The organism is Bifidobacterium miconis (genome assembly GCF_019331735.1).
GTDB classification, from domain to species: domain Bacteria; phylum Actinomycetota; class Actinomycetes; order Actinomycetales; family Bifidobacteriaceae; genus Bifidobacterium; species Bifidobacterium miconis.
The window spans coordinates 1-18,729 of the sequence record NZ_JAHBBH010000004.1 but is presented as its reverse complement, the minus strand read 5'-3'; the positions used below and the strand labels follow the sequence as shown (position 1 = coordinate 18,729).

Below are 18,729 nucleotides of genomic sequence, written 5' to 3'. Positions count from 1 at the left end.
ACGGTCGCAGGCGTCCCCCGGGTTGTGGCCGCGGGCGTCTCGGTCCGACCGGTTCCAACCAGTTCCGACCGAATGAGTGGCATGCACTTCCGACCGGCACGTTGCCCGAACGCGCATGAGCATGTCTCGTGTCCTGCCAGTCGGGCGGACGAATGGCTGCCGTCTGAATGTCAGCCGTCGAGCGAATGCCCGGCGAGCGCGTCGAATGACGTTTGTCGGGCCGGATCGTCGGCGTCCGGCCGCGGCCGGTAGTCCTCGATCCTGCGCACCTCCGTTTTGATCAGATACGTCTCCGCAAAATCAAGCGTCGTATACACCATCGTTGCCCCCTGTCAGTGGTTCCGGCGCATCTTCCCCTCCGCCGTGCCAACCATGAAACCACAGAACGCCGCGCGACACAAGAACCCGCATATAACAAACCCCGATAGCCCGCTATATTGGCGGCATGTTGCAGCGTCGCGGCTCCTGCGACGCGCCGTAATGCTGGCGGAGCCTCGGCGTCCTGCAATGACGGACGGCCTTTGGCCGACTGTGTCGTCAGCTCGCTGTCGCTCGCTCCTCGTCTACAAACGCCCCCGGCGTTTGCTTGTCGGCCCGGCCTGCCTGAGGGGGCTGTCGGCCGGTTTGGTTCGGGACGTCGCGACGCGTCGGCGTCGCCGATGGACGTATGCGGAATCTCGCATGCTGGAGGCCGCCATCGCAGCGACTTGTTGTGTGGAGGTCGTTCCTTTTCGCGCCCGGTTGTAAGGGTTGTGGGCGTGTACGGGACATTTGCCCACGGCGGCCGGTGACGAATGGGCGCCACCGGCCGCCGTCGGAAGCCGATCGTGGGTATAACCGGTACATGACGCGGCCCGATTCGTGGGCATAGACGGTACACGCAGACGAACGTGGGCATGAACCGGCCACAAAGAACCCGTTTCGAACCCGTACATGGTCGGTCCATGCCCACGATCCCGCGGACGGGCAGGATAATGGTCGGTCCATGCCCACATTCAACCGAGAAGGCCGAGAACCCGCCAGCGTCTCGGCGCAGAGATTTCAGTCATCTCCGTAATGTCTTCCGGTTGATTCCATGCGGACCTGTTCCTTACGTTCCATTAGATCGGATTTCAGATACGTCCGGGAATTGCCCTGCTTGTCTCCGATCTGCTGAGCATAGTAGGTGTGGAAGAAACCGCGGCTGACATGGAGTGCTGCTGCGGCTTCGATGTCGTTTTCGTATATCGCGTCGTTAAGACGCCGATACATGTCGGTGAAGTTCTCAATTGCTGAGGCTAGTCGATTCAATGCTTTGATGAGTTGTGCTTCGTTTGTCATCTTCGATCCTTGATGTTCAACCGTTTATGATGCGGTGCCTATGGGCTTAAGCCGTCCGGTTCTTGTACATCGCTGTGCGAGAATCTGACATGCGTCAGCATAATTCATCGGTGAGGGAGATTGCTGAGTGAGGTAATGGAAATCCCTTGAAATCTACGACTTCAAGGGATCTGATGGTGCCCCGGATCAGATTCGAACTGACGACACCCGCTTTAGGAGAGCGGTGCTCTATCCCCTGAGCTACCGAGGCGACGATGTTCTATTGTACATGCGGCCCGTACAGCGCCTCGCCGCGGCGGAGGCTGAGACGCTACGGAGAGCGGATGCGCAGGATGTGCGTGCCTCGCCGTCCGCTGGGGTGATCGATGCCGTTGTGGCTCCTGTGAATGGTTCATGCGGATGCGCGGCCGGCCGTGCGGCGCACGATATGGTGGTGGCGGAAAGGAACGGGATGCGCATGGCGACAACGGCAAACGGCGCTCGCCGGTCGGCGGGCGGTCGATCGGCGAGCGTCCGATCGGGCGGACGAAGGAACGGCACGGACGGCGTCGGACGATCCTCGCGTGCCGGAGTCGCGGGCTCGACGCCGGCCTCCGGGCGGTCGGCGCGTTCCGACGCCGGCCGCGCTTCCGCCAAACCGTCCGTTGCCTCATCCGCCGGGTCATATCGGCGGTCGTCATCGTCGCCTCTTCGTTCCGGCAATGGTTCCGCCCGTACACGGCGTTCGGACGGAACCGGACACGTTGCACGGTCCGGTCGGTCCGGTCGGTCCGGCTGCAAGGCCTCCTCGTCGTCGCCGTTCCGCCGCATCGCCGGCGTGCTGGCGTGGATGCTGGCCGTGGCCTCGCTGCTGGGTTCCGCCGCTCGCGCGCTGCCGGCCGACTTGCAGGCGTTGCCGTATCTGCCGGTGCTGATCGCGGTCACGCCCTGGTTCGTCCTGTCCGCGGTCGTCGCGTTCATCCTCGCGTGGATCGGCAAACGTTGGCTTGCGATGCTGCTTGCCATCGTGTGCATCGCCGCGCAGGCATGGTGGCAACGGCCGTTCTTCTCGCTGTCGTCGAGCCTGTCGCCGGCTGCGATCGCGGCCGTGTCCGGCGCGTCCGCGAACACGCGGGACGCGTACGCGCGCGTCATGACCTGCAACGTGTACAAGGGCAGGGCCGACGCCGCGTCGATCGTCAAGCTGGTCAGCGAGCAGCGCGTGGAGGTCCTCGCGCTGCAGGAAACGACCGACGAGTTCGTGCAGGCGCTGGACGACGCCGGCATCCGCGACTATCTGCCGTACGCGCAGGTGTCCACGTCGGACGGCGTGTACGGCAACGGGCTGTGGTCGGCCACGCCGCTCGGCGACCCTGCCGACGACGACGTGAACTCGAGCGCCTCGTTCATGCCGGGAGGCACGGTCGACTTCGACGGCACAGACGTGCGGTTCGTGTCGGTGCACACGACGTCGCCCACGCGCGGATACTGGCGCCAATGGAAACGTTCGCTGGACGAGCTCGGCCTGATGCGCGCGCACGAGGGCACGCGATACGTGTTCATGGGCGATTTCAACGCGACGGCCGACCACGCGCCGTTCCGGGACTTTCTCGGCAACCGGTTCTCCGATGCGGCGCAGCTGGCCGGCCACGGCTTCACGTTCACGTGGCCGGCCGACCGGTTCCCGCTGCCGCGATTCGCCGGCATCGACCATGTCGTGCTCGACAAGGGCATGACGGCCGGACAGATGCAGGTGGAGAGGATCCCCGGTTCGGACCACGCCGCGCTGCTCGCCACGATCGCCGTGAAATGAGACGTGGTCTCAGTCCAGATTGGATTGCGTGCCGGCGGTGTTCGCGCTGGTGGCCTGTTCGGCCTGAGCGGCGTCGAGCTTGGCCTTGACGTCGTTGAGCAGGCTCTGCGCGCGCTTGGCGAGCGCCTCGCCGAGCTCCCACTGGCGCATGGACTGGTCGAGGTTCAGCCCGCCCGTCTCAAGCTTCTGCACGGCTTGGATGAGCCTGTCACGCGCCTCCTCGTAGGGCATCTGCGCGATCTCTTCGCGCTCCTTGTCGGTCAGGGAGGAGGCGGGGGATGCGGTTGCGTTGGTCTTGTCGGTCATGTTGGTTCCTTGTGTTTCGGTTGGACGGATGGATGTCGGTCGTATGGCGTTGCGTCGGTTGCCCGTCGGGAGGCGTCGTCGTGTGACGGACGATGCGTCTACGAGACGGTTGCGTTGAGCGGCCCGTGCTTGAGCGTGACGGTGATCGGGTCGCCGGCCGAAACCGCGACGGGATCGTCGATCACGTGGCCGTCGGCGGTCTGCACGACGGCGTAGCCGCGGTCGAGCGTGGACTGCGGGCTGAGCGCGGTCAGACTGGCATGCAGTTTTTCGATGGTCAGGCTCGCGTCGTCGGTGATGCGCCGCAGGCCGATGTCCATGCGGCGGCGAGCGTCGTCAATGAATCGCTGGTGCGGTTCGAGCATGGTGAGCGGCCGAGTCAGGCTCGGCCTGTTCGCGTAGCCGTCGACGAGCCGCATTTCGTTGGACACGCGCGATTCGATGCGCATGCGCATGCGTTCGATTGCGCCGGTGACCAGCTGCCACTGTTCGTTGACGTCCGGCACGACTTTTTTCGCCGCATCGGTCGGCGTGGACGCGCGCAGGTCGACGGCGAGGTCGATGAGCGTCCAGTCGTCCTCGTGCCCGATCGCGGACACGATCGGCGTCGCGCACGCCGCGGCCGCGCGCACGACGGATTCGTCGGAGAAGCCGATGAGGTCCTCGAACGCGCCGCCGCCACGCGCCACGATGATCACATCGACGTCCGGATCGGCGTCCAGCATGCGGATTGCGGCGACGATGTCGGGCGGGCACTGCGGTCCCTGCACGTGCGCGTGCACGACCTTGAACCTGACGGACGGCCAGCGCAGGTTCACGTTGGTGATCACGTCGCCTTCGGCGCGGGCCTGCGGCGCGCAGATCAGTCCGATGCACGACGGGAACTCGGGCAGGGGGATCTTGCGGTCGGCGTCGAACAGGCCCTCGCCCTTGAGCTTGCGGCGCAGTTCGTCGATCTGCTCCTTGAGACCGCCGCCGGAGCCGAGCTTGCGGATGTCGTCGCCGATGAAGCTCAGCCGCGTCTGCTTGATCCAGATGTCGGCCTTGCCGTGGACGACCACGCGGTCGCCCTGCCGGAACGCGGCGGCCTTGCGCGCGAAGTCGCGCCATCCGGACACGGAGATCGCGACGTCCTCGAAATCGTCGCGCACGGTCAGATAGGCCGAGCCGGCGCGGCGCGTGTTGATTTCGGTGATCTGCCCGCAGATCCATGCCGCGGGCCATTTCTCCACGGCAACGTGGAACTTCTGGCTCAGCACGGACACGGGCCACGGGTTCTCCGCCGTGGTCTGGCTGGCCAGTCGCGGCAGCTGGTCGATCGGCTTGGGCGCGGCCGGCGCGTTGCCGCCCGCGAAGGCCGGCATGCCCACCTGATATCCCGGATCCTGATTCATGCCCTCCAGATTCGCCCATCGGCCGGACGACGGCGTGTCCGTTGCGGCGATGCCGTATCCTCATGTGGGCCTTGCAGGGGGCTTCGGCAGCCGGCCGTCAGGACCGCCCGCCCGCGACACGCGGAACACGCTTCGTCGCCTAAATCACATAGCAGCGTTTTCTGGCGCAATTCCGCCGAAGACCACTATATGTAGGTTTGAGACGGCGGGTCGCCACTAGATATCGGGGTGGGGTTGCCGTACAGTACTTAAGGCCGCGCAACGCGCGGCGGTGCGACACCGGCCTCGAAGGGCCGTCCAGACAAGTGAAGACAGGCAGGAACAGGCAAACTATGGAAGGACTTCAGATGGAAGCTCAGATGATGAACGACACCGCATCGGGCACCCGCGGCACCGTCGGCACCGTGCTGGTGGAGAAGCGTGACGGCCGCGTGGTCGACTTCGACCCGGTCAACATCATCGAGGCCGTGAAGTCCGCCTTCGGCGACCTTGACAAGCAAGTCGGCCCCGAAGAGGAGCAGATGATCCGCGGCTTCGCCAACCAGGTGGAAGGCGAAATCAAGGAACGCTACAACGGACCGGCCAAGATCGAGGACATCCAGAACCTCGTCGAGCACGCGCTCATCGACGCGCACCTGTACGACGTCGCGCGCGCCTACACCAACTACCGTCTCGACAAGGACATCCAGCGCGCCAAGGCCACCGACGTGAACGAGGCCGTCGCCCGCTTCATCAACCAGGATCCGACCCTCATCCACGAGAACGCGAACAAGGACGCCAACGTGTACGCCACGCAGCGCGATCTGCTCGCCGGCGCCGTCTCCAAGGCCGCCGCGTTCAACATGCTGCCGCCGGCCGTCTCCAACGCCCACATGAAGGGCGACATCCACTTCCACGACGCCGACTACTCGCCGTTCACCGCGCAGTCCAACTGCAGCCTCCCGAACTTCTGGGACATGCTCGCCAACGGTTTCACGCTCGGCAACGCGCCGATGGCCTCCCCGAAGTCCATCGCCATCGCCGCCACGCAGATCACGCAGATCATGAAGGACGTGGCCTCCAGCCAGTACGGCGGCCAGACCGCCAACCGCGCCGACGAGCATCTCGCCGTCTACGCGAAGAAGGACTACGAGAAGTTCCTCGAGGAGGCCCGCGAAACCATCCCCGACGGCATGCCGGTCGAATTCGCCCGCCGTCAGGTCGAGAACGCGAAGGCCAACGAGCCGTCCAAGCTGCACTTCGGCAACCGCGAGCCGCTGCCGATGGACACCCCGTTCCACACCGACGTCGACGAGCTCGAGCAGGAGCGCGAGATCCTCGCCAAGATCCGCACCCGCAAGTCGATCTACGACGCGATGCAGACCATGGAGTACCAGATCAACTCCAACCGCGTCTCCAACGGCCAGACCCCGTTCGTGACCATCGGCTTCGGCCTCGGCACCGACTGGTTCGCCCGCGAGATCCAGCGCGCGATCCTGCTCAACCGCATCCGCGGCCTCGGCAAGGAGCACCACACCGCCATCTTCCCGAAGCTCGTGTTCACCCTCAAGCACGGCGTGAACGCCGACAAGGGCGACCCGAACTACGACATCAAGCAGCTCGCGCTCGAATGCGCCACCAAGCGCATGTACCCGGACGTCGTATTCTACGAGAACATCGTCAAGATCACCGGCTCCTTCAAGGCGCCGATGGGCTGCCGTTCCTTCCTGCAGGGCTGGATCAACCCGGCCACCGGCAAGGACGAGGAGGACGGCCGCATGAACCTCGGCGTCGTCTCCGTGAACGTGCCGCGCATCGCGCTCGAATCCCACGGCGACAAGGCCCGCTTCTGGAAGCTGTTCGAGGAGCGCATGGAGGTCGCGCATCAGGCCCTGCAGTTCCGCATCATGCGCTGCAAGCAGGCCACGCCGGTCAACGCCCCGACCCTGTTCCGCTTCGGCGCGTTCGGCCGCCTCGGCGCGAACGACAACGTCGACCAGCTGTTCAAGAACGAGCGCGCCACCGTCTCGCTCGGCTACATCGGTCTCGCGGAGACCACCGCCGTGTTCTATGGCAAGAACTGGATCCGCGACCACGGCTGGGATCCGGAAGGCAAGGAGTTCGCGCTCTCGATCGTCAAGCGCATGAGCGAGCTGTGCAAGCAGTGGAGCAAGCAGGAGGGCTACCACTACTCCGTGTACTCCACGCCGGCCGAGTCGCTCACCGACCGCTTCAACCGCATGGACCGCGAGAAGTTCGGCCGCGTCGAAGGCGTGACCGACCACGACTTTTACACCAACTCGTTCCACTACCCGGTGTGGCTGCAGCCGACCCCGATGGAGAAGCTCAACTACGAGAAGGATTTCCCGTACTACGCGTCCGGCGGCTTCATCAACTACTGCGAGTACCCGTGCCTGCAGGACAACCCGAAGGCGCTCGAGGCCGTGTGGGACTACGCCTACAACATCGGCATCGGCTACCTCGGCACCAACACGCCGATCGACCACTGCTTCGTGTGCGGCTTCCAGGGCGACTTCGAGCCGACCGACGAGGGCTTCAAGTGCCCCGAGTGCGGCAACTCCGACCCGGACAAGTGCAACGTGACCAAGCGCACCTGCGGCTACCTCGGCAACCCGGTCCAGCGCCCGATGGTGCACGGGCGTCACGAGGAGATCTCGCACCGCGTCAAGCACATGAGCGGCGAGACCGGCCACGTGACGCTGGCCGACGGTCAGACGCGCGAGTGGTTCGAAGAGGCCAAGTAACGTTTGCATAGTCGGGTAACCGTGGGCCGGGTCAGGATGCGTATCGTGACACGCTCCGGGCCGCTCTGGCCGAGTCTTTACGGTCTCGACACGCATCCTGACCCGGCCCACTCGCCGATTCGGGACGTTACGGTTGGGCTGGGCGATTGAATTGGTGAAGAGACGATCCGTGTACTTACGGGTCGTCTCTTTGTGCGTATGACGAGAGGACGGTGCGATGATGGACAGACAACCGACGTTGCATGATTTTGCGGCGGGGGAGACGGGGCGCGGGCCGTCGATTCCGACCGACGAGGCGAACAATCCGCGTGCCGGACAGTGGGATGGCCGGCGCATGTCCAAGCGCATGATCGCCGACTACAAGACGTTCATCGTCACCGACGGCGAGGGTGTGCGCAACTCGCTGTACGTCTCCGGCTGCCCGTTCCACTGCGTCGACTGCTTCAACTCGTCCATCTGGGACTTCCAGGCCGGCCACGAGTACACGCAGCGGCTCGAAGACAAGATCATCGACGATCTGAAGGCGCCGTGGGTGCAGGGCATCACGTTCCTCGGCGGCGAACCGCTGCTGAACACGCCAGTGCTCGTGCCGCTCGCCGAACGCATCCGCGCCGAATTCGGCCACGAGAAGGATATCTGGTGCTGGACCGGCTACACGTGGGAGGAACTCATGCGCCCCGGCGAAACCGAGGACAAAATGGCGCTGCTGCGCCTCATCGACATCCTCGTCGACGGCCGCTACATCAAGTCGCAGCACGATTCGTTGCTGCAGTTCCGCGGTTCCGCCAACCAGCGCATCCTCGACGTGCCCAAGTCGTTGGAGGCGGGCAAACCCGTCATCTGGGCCAAGCTCCACGACCAGGAGCGGGACATCCCCGAGATTTACCTCAAGGACCGCGAGGCCGGCGAAGGGTCGCAGGCGTCCTGACGGATGGTCAGGAGATGAATCCGCATCGCGGGAATCATGAATTCCTCTGCCGTGAGAACCGCTCTTCATGTGGTCATGAAGAGCGAGGCATAGCTTCAGGACCATCCATGAAGCTAAGTGCTCTCTTGGGTGGTTATGAAAGGCATGTGCCACAAAACCCGTAGAACGCGAAGGTATCCGCTACGTCGGACTACCCGCGGGTTCTCCAATCGATGGTGGTGGTGCGGCGTGTGATGCCTGCAGGCGCGATCAACTCGCATCGTGCATCACGGTCGCGATTGCCTTCGAGGCGGTCGAAGAGCAGGCCAGCGGCTCGTTCGGACAGTCGCTCAGGCGTGGTGGATACGTTGGTGACCTGCCATTCGAATGATGTTGCGGCGTAGTCCGAGCAGTACGACACCACGGAGACATCCTGTCCGGGAATCACGTTGTGCCGGCGCAACGTGCGCAGCAGCCATTCGGTAGGCTGAGGTTGCCGGACGATGATGCCAAGGCGGTCATCGGCATGCAGCAGCAGTTGGTCGACGGTCTTCTCGATGCCGGGCCAGCCTTCGCCGAGTCGTTGCACGATGGAGAATCCCAGTCCGCGTTCGTCCGCGCGTTGGTGTGCGGTGCTGTAGAACTCGTCGACGAAGTTGTATTCATTCGGGTCGCTACCCAGTTGCGTACCGACCATCGTCACATGGTGATGCCCGGTGTCGGCGAGCTCATCCACGGCCAACAGTGCGGCTTTGCGGGCGTCGGCGTCCACGCAGTCCAGCCCGCGCGCGTTGGTCGCACGGCCCACGAGCGTGACGGGTTGGCTGAGTTCGGCGGCGATTGGGATGCGCGGGTCCTCACGGCTGACGTCCATGAGGATGAAGCCGTCACAGATCGATTTGCCGGCCATGCGCTTGAGCGCGGCCACGCCGTCATGCGTGGTGGTGAGGATGACGTCGTAATCGCGTGCGCGTGCGCTGCGCACGATGGCGTCGATGTACGGCGTGGTCTCATTGGCGTCGATCGTCTCGCTCATCTCCACGAACAGCGCGATGATGTTGGTGCGGTTTGTCTTCAACGTGCGCGCGCCGGCGTTCGGTTGGTAGTTGAGCTTGCGCATCGCCTCCTCGACCCGCCGTCGCGTCGCTTCGGACACGGTGTTCTTACCGTTGATGACGAACGACACCGTGCTCTGGGATACGCCCGCCAAGGCGGCGACGTCCTTGCTGGTCGGCGGTCGGGTTCCGGCTTGTCTGGTGGTCATGAGGTCCTCTTGCGTTGTATTTCGGCGGAATGTGCCGGCGGTCGTCGTCGCCACGCCGCTATTCGATATTAGCCCGTGTGGCTAACCCCTTACGCTGCCGGTCTCTTGGTTGGCTTTATCCAACCGACTGAAGGGATGGTCTTTGCGAGTCATGCGATCAGCCTTCGCGCATGAAACGCGGCAGCCTGTCGAGCGGGCAAGGCGTGTCGATGACGGCAGGCCCCGCGATGACCTGCCCGTCGTCCCCGCGCCATCGCCCTTCGGGAATCGATACTCGCCGGGAAACCGCATGGCGCTGCGTGCAGGGGGCGACGATGATGTCACTGCCCAGAAGGAACTGGTCGGTGACGGTATCCATGTCAGGAAAGTGGTAGGCCATCGGACGGATGATCGGCTCGCCGGTTTGCGCCGCATGATCGGCAAGCCGCAGAATCGTCGGCAGGTATTCCTCGCGAATGGCCAATGCCTTGCGCACGGCTTCGAGATGATCGGCATCCAGCACGCGGGAGGGCGCGGTGGAGAACTGCATCATCGGGGAAAGCGCGGCGATCTGCGCGTATCGGACGAAGAACTCTTGGTCCACATTCGAATGTTTGGCGCTGTTGACTTCGCCGCCGCCGATCATATCGGGGCAGACGAACGGTTGACCGATCATGCCCTGTGCCAGCATTTCCGGAATCAGCGAGCCGATGCCGTGCTCATCCCAGGCGGCGGGCTTGTCTTGAAGCCTTTGCGCGAGCGGCTGTCCGCCCATCTTCCAGCAGGCTCGGAACTCGTTGAACGGGTAGTGCACGCCGATCGCCGCCCACTGTTCGCACATGTCGTTAGACGTCATCGGAGTGGACGGCAGGTCGTCGTCGTGGAAGTCGTACAGGTCGGCGCCATCGAACTTGAAGCCGTCCACGCCGAGCTCGCACAGTGCGTCGAGCCGGCCTCGGATCCACTGCCGTGCCTCGGGGTTGCTTAGGTCGAGCACGGCGCTCAGCCCGTTCCACCAACGGCGGATGGCCGTGCGGCCGTGTCGGTCGCGCAGCATGAGCCCGCGCGCCTCGAGCTCGCGGAACACTGCGGAATCGGGGCTGACGAACGGTACCAGCCAGACGATGACGTCGAATCCCTTATCGTGCAACTGCCGGAGCATCTCCTGCGGGTCCGGGAACGTGGCCGGGTCGAAGGTCCAGGTTCCGTAGTCGGGACTCCACTTGTCGTCGATCATCAGCACGCCCGGGGGCATGTCGGCGGCCAGCATCGCGTCGGCGTAGTCGAGCACGGCCTGCTGGGTCGGGCGGTAGGGCATTTCGATCCACGTGTTGTATTGCGGCTTGGCGAACATGGCCTTGGCGGGAGTCGCGCCGGACGGGGGGAAGTGGTTCCGGCTTGCGGCGAGGAAGGCGTCTCGCAACGTGCCGTCGCCGTCGCCATGCACGGTGACGGCATGATCGGCCTGCACGGTTAGGTGCTTGCCGTCGAAGGAGAACGCGAACGGCTTGTCGCACCATACATAGCGGCCGCAGGTGGAGACCAGCAATGGCGCGCTCTGGTTCGAGGCTTCGGGCAGTTGGCCGTCCTCGTGCTTCCAGGTGGCCAGGTCGCAGGAGAACGGCTGTGCGCCGAATGGCATGAGTCGGCCGTCCGCCGCGCGGCCTCCCCACCAGAGTTCATTGGGAAGAAGGTCGATTGTTGTGTATTGAGCCGTGTTGTTCATAATCGGTCTTTCCTATGTGCAGTAAACATCTGACGCGGCTGCAGTGCCGCGTGTATCTAATACGTATTATTACGACGAAGGTACCGATTTACAAATTCCGGCGTGGCGTGATTTCCCGTGAGTGATCTGGAGGGTAATTGCCGTGCCGCCTGCTGTCAATAAATGGCTTTATTGTGAGGTTTCATGTGAATGGTGTTATTGCGACACGCCGTTTTGCCGCCATTGCCCCTTGGTGGCATACTGAAGTCACGTAGTTACTCATACGTATTAACAAATCAAGACGGTGCACAATGGAGGGGCATAGTGGCCCCGAGGTTCGAGCCGAACTTGATCAACGTTCTTGGCGACGCCAAAGCGGGTGCCGCAGGAAGGAAGAAGAATCATGAAGTTCTCCAAGACCATCATCGCAGCCGTAGCAGCAGCGGCGATGATCGTTCCTCTGGCCGCATGCGGTAGTGGAACAGCTGATTCCGGCAAAACCACCATCACCTACTTCTCGTGGAACAACGAGAATCAGGTCAAGCCCATCATCGAGGCCTTCGAGAAAGCCAACCCCGATATTAAGGTCGATCTGAGCACCGCACAGGGCGAAGCCGCCGATTACGCGCAGACGCTGACCACACGTGCCGCAGGAAACCAGCTGCCCGATGTGTTCCACATGTCCATCGAGACGCGCAATGAAGTGCTGGACGCCGGGTTGGCCAAGGATTTGACTAATGAGTCGTTCATGGATTCCATTCCGGACACCAATAAGGACCTCTATACCCGTGACGGCAAGGTCTATGGCATGAGCCCCACCGCATGGGTCGGCGTCATTGTATATAACAAAGACCTGCTCAAGCAGGTGGGATACGATTCCGTGCCTGAGACGATCGATGAATTCTGTGAGTTGGGCAAGAAACTGCAGGCTGCGGGAATCACGCCGTACATGGACGATCCGACCGTCGTTTCCGGCTCGTTCCAGCCGATGCTTGGCGGCTACTACGCCAAGCAGGGCATCGATACCAGCGAATGGCCGGAAATGGGCGAAGGCGGAAGCTTCGAAAAGCAGTGGACCCCGATCATCAAGGAATGGCAGAAGCTCATCGACTCCGGCACCATGCCCAAGGAGGTCGTGGGCGTGAACAACGACCAGATCAAGCAGCAATTCATGACCGGCCAGCTGGCCATGTTCCGTTCCGGCCCGTGGGACTTCCCTGATCTGAACTCCTCCGGCGTCGACTACGCCACCGCCCCGTTCCCCGCGGTGGAAGGCGGCGAACCGTACGTGGGCGGTGGTCCGGACTCCCCGTTCGCCATCTCCTCGAAGATCGATGGCGATAAGCTCAAGGCTGCCGAGAAGTTCCTTGCCTTCATGAATTCCGAAGAGGGACTCAAACTCGAGGAAAAGAACATCGGTCAGATTTCCGTCTCCTCCGAATACGCCGCCGATGTGGCTCCGCAGCTGCAGGACATCTACGACGAGTACGTGACCACCGGCAAGTACTACTGGACCAACTGGTCCCAGAACGGCAACGTGATGGCCACGGAAATGACCTCCCAATGGCAGCTGCTCATCCAGGGCAGCACGGACGCCGCTTCGGTGGCCAAGCACATGGACGAGACCTGGAAGGCCAACGCCAAGTAACGCGATTGGTGTGAATGCGCAATCAAAGCGAATGCGCAAATCAGCGGCGACCGGTTCTCTGGGTGCTGGGTTTTCCGCACTTCAGTGCCAGCCGCCGCTCCGGTCGGGGCGAATCTCCTGACGATTCTCCTCTTCTCTGCGCCTCGAAAGTTTCGCCCCGACGCACTCCTTATGGAAAGGCAATAAAGACATGACGGCACAAACATGCAACCCCGCAATGATGCGGCAGTCCGACAGCAGCGGCGACGCCAAGGTCGGTGGACGCGATGGCGTCCGCAAGACGCCGTGGTACAAGACCCGCGGATTCGTTGAATCGGCATCGTCCACCGGATTCCTGATCCCCGTCCTCGCGGTGTTCGTCGTGCTGACGCTGATCCCCTTGATCCAGACGGTGTATTACTCCTTTACCGACTACACCGGATTCAACCCCAATGTGAATTTCGTCGGATTCGACAACTACCGCAAGGTGTTCACTGATCCCTCCCTGCTGGTGGGCCTGGGATTCACCATCCTGTTCGCGCTCGTCACCACGCTGATCACCACGATTATCGCCATTCCTCTGGCGGTGCTGCTCAACACGAAGTTCTACGGCCGCTCGTTCGCCCGCTCCCTGTTCTTCTTCTTGGGCGTCCCCTCGCTGATCGTGCTGGGTATGGTGTGGAGCTTCATCCTCTCCCCGCTCAAGACGGGCGCGCTCAATTCCGTGCTGGTGTCGATGGGACTGGATTCCGTACCGTGGCTGGCCAATGAGACCTTGGCTCGTGGCTGTGTGATCTTCGTGGCCATCTGGGCTGCTGTGGGTTGGCATGCCACGCTGTATCTGGCGTATCTGCAGGCGATTCCCGCAGACCTTTACGAGCAGGCCGCCGTCGACGGTGCCAGCGGATTCCAAAAGTTCATTCACATCACCCTGCCGCAGCTCATTCCCGGAATCGTGGTCTCCACGTTCCTGCTCATCACCAACGGCCTGAAGGTGTACGACTTGCCCTTCGGCATGACCAAGGGTGGCCCCGGATATTCCACCAACACCATCACCCAGGCGATCATCGTCCATGGTATTTCGCAGTCGCAGTACGGTCTCGGTTCGGCGCTGGCGGTGCTGTTCACGCTGGCATGTCTGATCGTGGTTCTCGGGCAGACGGCTCTCACCAGCGCCATCTCTAGGAGGTTCGCGTAATATGAACAAGCTCAAGCCAAGCACCAGGGCGAAGATCGGCGTGTGGGTGCGCACGATCCTCATCAACGCCGTGGCAATCATTATGGCGCTCCCGCTGTACTACATCATCGTCAACTCGTTCAAGACCTCCATCGACATGGCGAAGTCTCCGTTCGGATTGCCTGAGACATGGTCCATCCAGAACTACATCGACACTTTCGCTAACCTGCCGATCGCCCGAAGCTTCCTGAACTCGCTGATCGTCACGGTCGTGGCGGTGTTCCTTCAGCTGTTCATCGGTTCCCTGGCCGCATACGGCATGATCCTACGTAAAAGCTGGTTCACTGCCGGAGTCGGCGCCGTGCTGATGATAGCCTTCTGCATCCCGTTGCAGGCCACGCTGATTCCGCAGTACCGCATGGAAGCCAATCTCCATCTCGTCAACACATTGTGGGGCCTGATCGCGCTGTATCTGGTCAACTCGATTTTCTGCTACTTCCTGATCGTCGGATACATGCGCAAGCTGCCGATGGAGGTGCTGGAAGCGGCGCGCATCGACGGTGCCGGCCCGTTCAAGATTTACTACAAGATCGTCCTTCCGATGATCACACCGATTCTGGCGACTGTGGTCGTGTTTCAGACGCTGTCCACGTGGAACGACTTCCTGCAGCCGAATGTGTTCCTGTCCTCCACGGACAATCGCACGATCATCCTGCAGGTGTTCAACTCCATGAGCCAATTCACCACCAACTGGCCGGCGTTCATGGCCATCACGGTGATCGCGCTGGTTCCGGTGTTCGTCTTCTTCATCTTCTGCCAGAAGTGGATTGTGTCCGGCCTGGTGGCTGGATCGGTGAAGGGGTGATTCGGGAAGAGATCAGTTCTTACGGTTTCTTCGGAACTATCCTGCGCATGATTGATTCCATCTCTTGGCACCTCTCCGGTGTGTGCTGTTCGACGGTGTCGACGGTGCTGCCGGAGAGGTGTTTTTGCTTTCAAGGAGAGTAGCTATGTCCCAGCAATCGCTCATCATCAGCGGCGTCCCGTGGTTCGATGACCGTGGTCGGACGGTCAACGCGCATGGCGGTTGCATCGTCGAGGAACGTGGCCTGTACTACCTGTTCGGTGAGTACAAGACCGACGAGGAGAACCGGTTCGCCGGCTTCTCCTGCTACTCCTCGCCGGACTTGGTGTACTGGACGTTCCGGCGAATCGTGCTGCCGCAGCAGAAGAACGGTCCGACGGGTCCCGGACGCATCGGCGAGCGAGTCAAAGTCATGCGCTGCCCCGCGACCGGCCGGTACGTGATGTATATGCACGCCGACGATCTGGAATACTGCGATCCGTACATCTGCTACGCGGTTTGCGACACGATCGACGGCGACTACGAATTCCGCGGCCCGCTGACCTTCCGCAGCGAGCTGATCCGCCGCTGGGATCTGGGCGTCTTCCAGGATGACGACGGCGCCGGATATCTGCTGGTTCATGAAGGCGATATCTACCGATTGGCGGCCGATTACCAAAGCGCCGAAGAGCTGGTGGGCGAGGGCATCGCACTCGGTGGGGAAGCGCCGGCCGTCGCCAAACTCGGCGGACGGTACTGGATGCTGTTCTCTGGCAAGACCTCGTGGGACTGCAACGACAACTACTGTCTGTCCGCACCCTCGATGCGCGGTCCATGGACCTATCAGGGCCTGTTCGCGCCGGAAGGCACGATGACCTGCAATTCGCAGACGCTGTATGTGCTGCCGGTGCACACCGAGCATGGCGAGATTGCGATGTACATGGGCGACCGCTGGTCGTACCCGCATCAGGCCTCCGCCGCCACCTATGTCTGGCAGCGGTTGTCCGTGAATCATGGACGGCTGCGGTTGGCGGAGTACCTGCCCGTATGGTCGCCAGTCTCGGGCGAGGCGGAGCCGTTCGAGGGACGGCGCATCGCCGTCGGATTCCGTTCGGACAGGGCCGGCGAATCGGTTTCCGTTCCGTTCCATGGCTCGCGGGTGGCGTTGACCGGACGGGCCGATCAATGGGGGTCGTATGCGAGGGTTGGTATTCGCGGGATTGGGCCGGGCGGGGAATCCGCGATGGCGGCGGGCCCCATTTTCGTGAGTTGGTACGCCAAATCGCCGGACTCCGGTTACCGGTATGTCTCGCCGGAACTGCCTGAGGATGATTGCGTGCTTACCGTCACAGTCACCGGCGAAGTGCCGCAATGGACCGACAAGTCGGGTCAGCGGTTCGGTTCGGTGGGCTCCATGGTGGATGTGGATGAAGTCATCGTTGCGCAATAGCGGAGCGGCGAACGGCGCGACGGCACGGTTATGGACATTCTGCGCAGAAGCCCGTCAAAGTCTTGAAAAGTGTCGGGAAACATGCTTCCCGTGAGCGAAATCACCCTGCGGGGCGCCATGTTGGGCAGGTGGTCGGACTATTCTTAGGGCGAGAAGTAGCCGGGCGAAGCCGTCCGCAGGGTGCCTGCCAGCCGTCCGAAACGGTTCGGGATACCTTGCGGTGCCGTGAGAAAGGCGATTATCCCGGAGGCCGAAGCTAAGAGGAATACATGGTTGACACCGCATCGAACGTGACCACGGACGCCGCCAGCACCGCGAACGCGCGCGTGAACGCCGCGCCGAACACGAACACGAGCGCGACCACGGCGGCCGTATCGGGGAACGCCAAGCCCCTGCGCGTGGGACTCGACATCGGCTCCACCACGGTCAAGGCCGTGGTGCTCGACCAATCCGAATCGCTGTCCGACACCATCTTCTCCGACTACCGCCGGCACCATGCCAACGTGCGCGCCACCGTGGCAGGCCTGCTCGCCGACATTCACAAGAAGCTTGAGGAGCTTGGCCGCGGCGACGAGCCGATTCGTCTGGCCATCACCGGCTCCGGCGGCCTGGCGCTCGCCGACAACATGCACGTGCCGTTCGTGCAGGAGGTCATCGCCGAAACCGAGGCCATCGACAAGGAATACCCGCAGGCCGACGTCATCATCGAACTCGGCGGCGAGGACGCGAAGATCACGTACCTCAAGCCCACCCCCGAACAGCGCATGAACGGCTCGTGCGCGGGCGGCACCGGCGCGTTCATCGACCAGATGGCCACGTTGCTCGACACCGACGCCTCGGGCCTCAACGAGATGGCGAAAAGCTACGAGAACCTGTATCCGATCGCGTCGCGCTGCGGCGTGTTCGCCAAAACCGACCTGCAGCCGCTCATCAACGACGGCGCCGCCAAGCCGGATCTCGCCGCGTCGATCTTCACGGCCGTCGCCACGCAGACCATCGCCGGTCTCGCGTCCGGCCGCCCGATCCACGGCACCGTCATCTTCCTCGGCGGCCCGCTGTTCTTCATGAGCGAGCTGCGCGCCGCGTTCCAGCGCGCGCTCGACGGCAAGGTCGACGAGTTCATCGTGCCGACCAACGCGCACCTGTACGTCGCCTACGGCGCCGCATTGCAGGCCGACATGGACAAGGACGACGAAGGCCACCACTTCGAGGCACGCACCTGCGACGACATCCTCAAGCGGCTCGACGAGCTCAAGAACCTCCCGTCCAACACGCCCACCATGCCGCCGTTGTTCCCGACCGAAGCCGACCGCGAGGCGTTCAACAAGCGCCACCACCGCGAGCACATCCACATCGGCACGCTCGAAGGCGCGCACGGCCCCCACTTCCTCGGCATCGACGCGGGCTCAACCACCATCAAGGCGACCCTCGTCAACGACGACCGCGAAATCGTGTGGTCCTCCTACGCGAACAACGAGGGCAGCCCGCTGACGGCCGCCATCAACATCGTCAAGCAGATCCAGTCCCAATTGCCTCAAGGCGCGTGGATCGCGCGATCCTGCGCGACCGGCTACGGCGAGGGCCTCATCACCACCGGCCTGCACCTCGACGAGGGCGTGGTCGAGACGATGGCGCACTACCGCGGCGCCGAAATGGTCAGCCCTGGCGTTACCGCCGTGATCGACATCGGCGGTCAGGACATGAAGTACCTCGCCATCACCGACGGCGTGATCGACTCGATCGCCGTCAACGAGGCGTGCTCGTCCGGCTGCGGCTCGTTCCTGCAAACCTTCGCCATGTCGATGGGCCTGACCATTCAGGAATTCACGCAGAAGGCGCTCGCCTCCACCCATCCGGTCGATCTCGGTTCGCGCTGCACCGTGTTCATGAACTCGTCCGTCAAGCAGGCGCAGAAGGAAGGCGCCTCGATCGAGGACATCGCCGCCGGCCTGTGCTATTCGGTCGTGCGCAACGCGCTGTACAAGGTCATCAAACTGCGCGATTCCGGCGAACTCGGCGACACGGTCGTCGTGCAGGGCGGCACGTTCCTCAACGACGCCGTGCTGCGCGCGTTCGAATTGCTCACCGAACGCGAGGTGACGCGACCGAACATCGCCGGACTCATGGGCGCGTACGGCGCGGCGCTCACCGCGCGTATGCATTACGAGGACGTCGCCGACGACGATCACGAGCACGTGCTCGCGGACGGCACGTCGGCCG

Annotated in this window: 14 protein-coding genes and 1 tRNA gene; 8 read left to right on the top strand and 7 right to left on the bottom strand. The window is 62.9% G+C overall.

What is annotated here, in order from left to right:
• Nucleotides 1-170: 170 nt before the first annotated feature.
• From KIH79_RS02215 to KIH79_RS02205, 3 genes are all read right to left on the bottom strand, one after another.
• Nucleotides 171-320 carry a hypothetical protein gene (locus tag KIH79_RS02215; RefSeq protein WP_219057896.1) on the bottom strand — a complete coding sequence of 50 codons (150 nt, stop codon included), beginning with the start codon at nucleotides 318-320 and terminating at the stop codon, nucleotides 171-173.
• A gap of 721 nt (nucleotides 321-1,041) precedes the next feature.
• Entirely contained in the window at nucleotides 1,042-1,320 is a 279-nt protein-coding gene (locus KIH79_RS02210) for a hypothetical protein (protein WP_219057895.1), read from the bottom strand.
• Nucleotides 1,321-1,494: 174 nt separating this feature from the next.
• Nucleotides 1,495-1,570, bottom strand: a tRNA-Arg gene (locus tag KIH79_RS02205).
• A 588-nt stretch (nucleotides 1,571-2,158) separates the two neighbouring features.
• Here KIH79_RS02205 and KIH79_RS02200 point away from each other — a divergent pair.
• Entirely contained in the window at nucleotides 2,159-3,112 is a 954-nt protein-coding gene (locus tag KIH79_RS02200) for an endonuclease/exonuclease/phosphatase family protein (protein WP_219057894.1), read from the top strand.
• A gap of 9 nt (nucleotides 3,113-3,121) precedes the next feature.
• Here the strand turns inward: KIH79_RS02200 and KIH79_RS02195 are convergent, their stop codons facing one another.
• Both KIH79_RS02195 and xseA read right to left on the bottom strand, forming a co-directional pair.
• A complete protein-coding gene (locus tag KIH79_RS02195) occupies nucleotides 3,122-3,418 on the bottom strand; it encodes an exodeoxyribonuclease VII small subunit (RefSeq protein WP_219057893.1) in 297 nt (98 codons plus the stop codon).
• Between the two features lie 98 nt (nucleotides 3,419-3,516).
• Nucleotides 3,517-4,812, bottom strand: coding sequence for an exodeoxyribonuclease VII large subunit (gene xseA / locus KIH79_RS02190; protein WP_219057892.1), 1,296 nt, complete (start codon nucleotides 4,810-4,812; stop codon nucleotides 3,517-3,519).
• A gap of 347 nt (nucleotides 4,813-5,159) precedes the next feature.
• On the opposite strand from xseA, the gene nrdD reads away from it, so the two are divergent.
• Together nrdD and nrdG are read left to right on the top strand one after the other, a co-directional pair.
• Nucleotides 5,160-7,556, top strand: a complete 2,397-nt coding sequence (gene nrdD, locus KIH79_RS02185; RefSeq protein WP_219057891.1) for an anaerobic ribonucleoside-triphosphate reductase — start codon at nucleotides 5,160-5,162, stop codon at nucleotides 7,554-7,556.
• Between the two features lie 220 nt (nucleotides 7,557-7,776).
• Nucleotides 7,777-8,484, top strand: coding sequence for an anaerobic ribonucleoside-triphosphate reductase activating protein (gene nrdG, locus KIH79_RS02180; RefSeq protein ID WP_219057981.1), 708 nt, complete (start codon nucleotides 7,777-7,779; stop codon nucleotides 8,482-8,484).
• Nucleotides 8,485-8,674: 190 nt separating this feature from the next.
• Here nrdG and KIH79_RS02175 read toward each other — a convergent pair whose 3' ends face one another.
• Together KIH79_RS02175 and KIH79_RS02170 are read right to left on the bottom strand one after the other, a co-directional pair.
• Complete coding sequence (locus KIH79_RS02175) at nucleotides 8,675-9,727, bottom strand: LacI family DNA-binding transcriptional regulator (protein ID WP_219057890.1); 1,053 nt, start codon at nucleotides 9,725-9,727, stop codon at nucleotides 8,675-8,677.
• Nucleotides 9,728-9,884: 157 nt separating this feature from the next.
• Nucleotides 9,885-11,432 (bottom strand): glycoside hydrolase family 31 protein, encoded by a 1,548-nt coding sequence (locus KIH79_RS02170; RefSeq protein WP_219057889.1) that lies wholly within the window; start codon nucleotides 11,430-11,432, stop codon nucleotides 9,885-9,887.
• A gap of 382 nt (nucleotides 11,433-11,814) precedes the next feature.
• Between KIH79_RS02170 and KIH79_RS02165 the strand changes: the two genes are divergently transcribed.
• The 5 genes from KIH79_RS02165 to KIH79_RS02145 form a co-directional block, all read left to right on the top strand.
• Nucleotides 11,815-13,059: an ABC transporter substrate-binding protein gene (locus KIH79_RS02165; protein ID WP_219057888.1), complete on the top strand. Its 1,245-nt coding sequence runs from the start codon at nucleotides 11,815-11,817 to the stop codon at nucleotides 13,057-13,059.
• Between the two features lie 190 nt (nucleotides 13,060-13,249).
• The gene (locus KIH79_RS02160; protein WP_236023539.1) at nucleotides 13,250-14,236 is read left to right on the top strand and encodes a carbohydrate ABC transporter permease; all 987 of its coding nucleotides are present in this window, start codon (nucleotides 13,250-13,252) and stop codon (nucleotides 14,234-14,236) included.
• Between the two features lies 1 nt (nucleotide 14,237).
• Nucleotides 14,238-15,080, top strand: a complete 843-nt coding sequence (locus KIH79_RS02155) for a carbohydrate ABC transporter permease (protein WP_109056555.1) — start codon at nucleotides 14,238-14,240, stop codon at nucleotides 15,078-15,080.
• Nucleotides 15,081-15,162: 82 nt separating this feature from the next.
• Nucleotides 15,163-16,509, top strand: a complete 1,347-nt coding sequence (locus tag KIH79_RS02150; protein WP_219057887.1) for a glycoside hydrolase family protein — start codon at nucleotides 15,163-15,165, stop codon at nucleotides 16,507-16,509.
• A gap of 269 nt (nucleotides 16,510-16,778) precedes the next feature.
• Nucleotides 16,779-18,729 (top strand): acyl-CoA dehydratase activase (locus KIH79_RS02145; protein WP_236023538.1); only part of this gene is annotated, 1,951 nt, incomplete at its 3' end.

Bases quoted from the DNA above. Each gene is read 5' to 3' on its own strand.
- KIH79_RS02215 (WP_219057896.1), bottom strand. From the start codon at position 320: ATGGTGTATACGACGCTTGATTTTGCGGAGACGTATCTGATCAAAACG.
- KIH79_RS02210 (WP_219057895.1), bottom strand. From the start codon at position 1,320: ATGACAAACGAAGCACAACTCATCAAAGCATTGAATCGACTAGCCTCA.
- KIH79_RS02195 (WP_219057893.1), bottom strand. From the start codon at position 3,418: ATGACCGACAAGACCAACGCAACCGCATCCCCCGCCTCCTCCCTGACC.
- xseA (WP_219057892.1), bottom strand. From the start codon at position 4,812: ATGAATCAGGATCCGGGATATCAGGTGGGCATGCCGGCCTTCGCGGGC.
- nrdD (WP_219057891.1), top strand. From the start codon at position 5,160: ATGGAAGCTCAGATGATGAACGACACCGCATCGGGCACCCGCGGCACC.
- nrdG (WP_219057981.1), top strand. From the start codon at position 7,777: ATGGACAGACAACCGACGTTGCATGATTTTGCGGCGGGGGAGACGGGG.
- KIH79_RS02175 (WP_219057890.1), bottom strand. From the start codon at position 9,727: ATGACCACCAGACAAGCCGGAACCCGACCGCCGACCAGCAAGGACGTC.
- KIH79_RS02170 (WP_219057889.1), bottom strand. From the start codon at position 11,432: ATGAACAACACGGCTCAATACACAACAATCGACCTTCTTCCCAATGAA.
- KIH79_RS02165 (WP_219057888.1), top strand. From the start codon at position 11,815: ATGAAGTTCTCCAAGACCATCATCGCAGCCGTAGCAGCAGCGGCGATG.
- KIH79_RS02160 (WP_236023539.1), top strand. From the start codon at position 13,250: ATGACGGCACAAACATGCAACCCCGCAATGATGCGGCAGTCCGACAGC.
- KIH79_RS02155 (WP_109056555.1), top strand. From the start codon at position 14,238: ATGAACAAGCTCAAGCCAAGCACCAGGGCGAAGATCGGCGTGTGGGTG.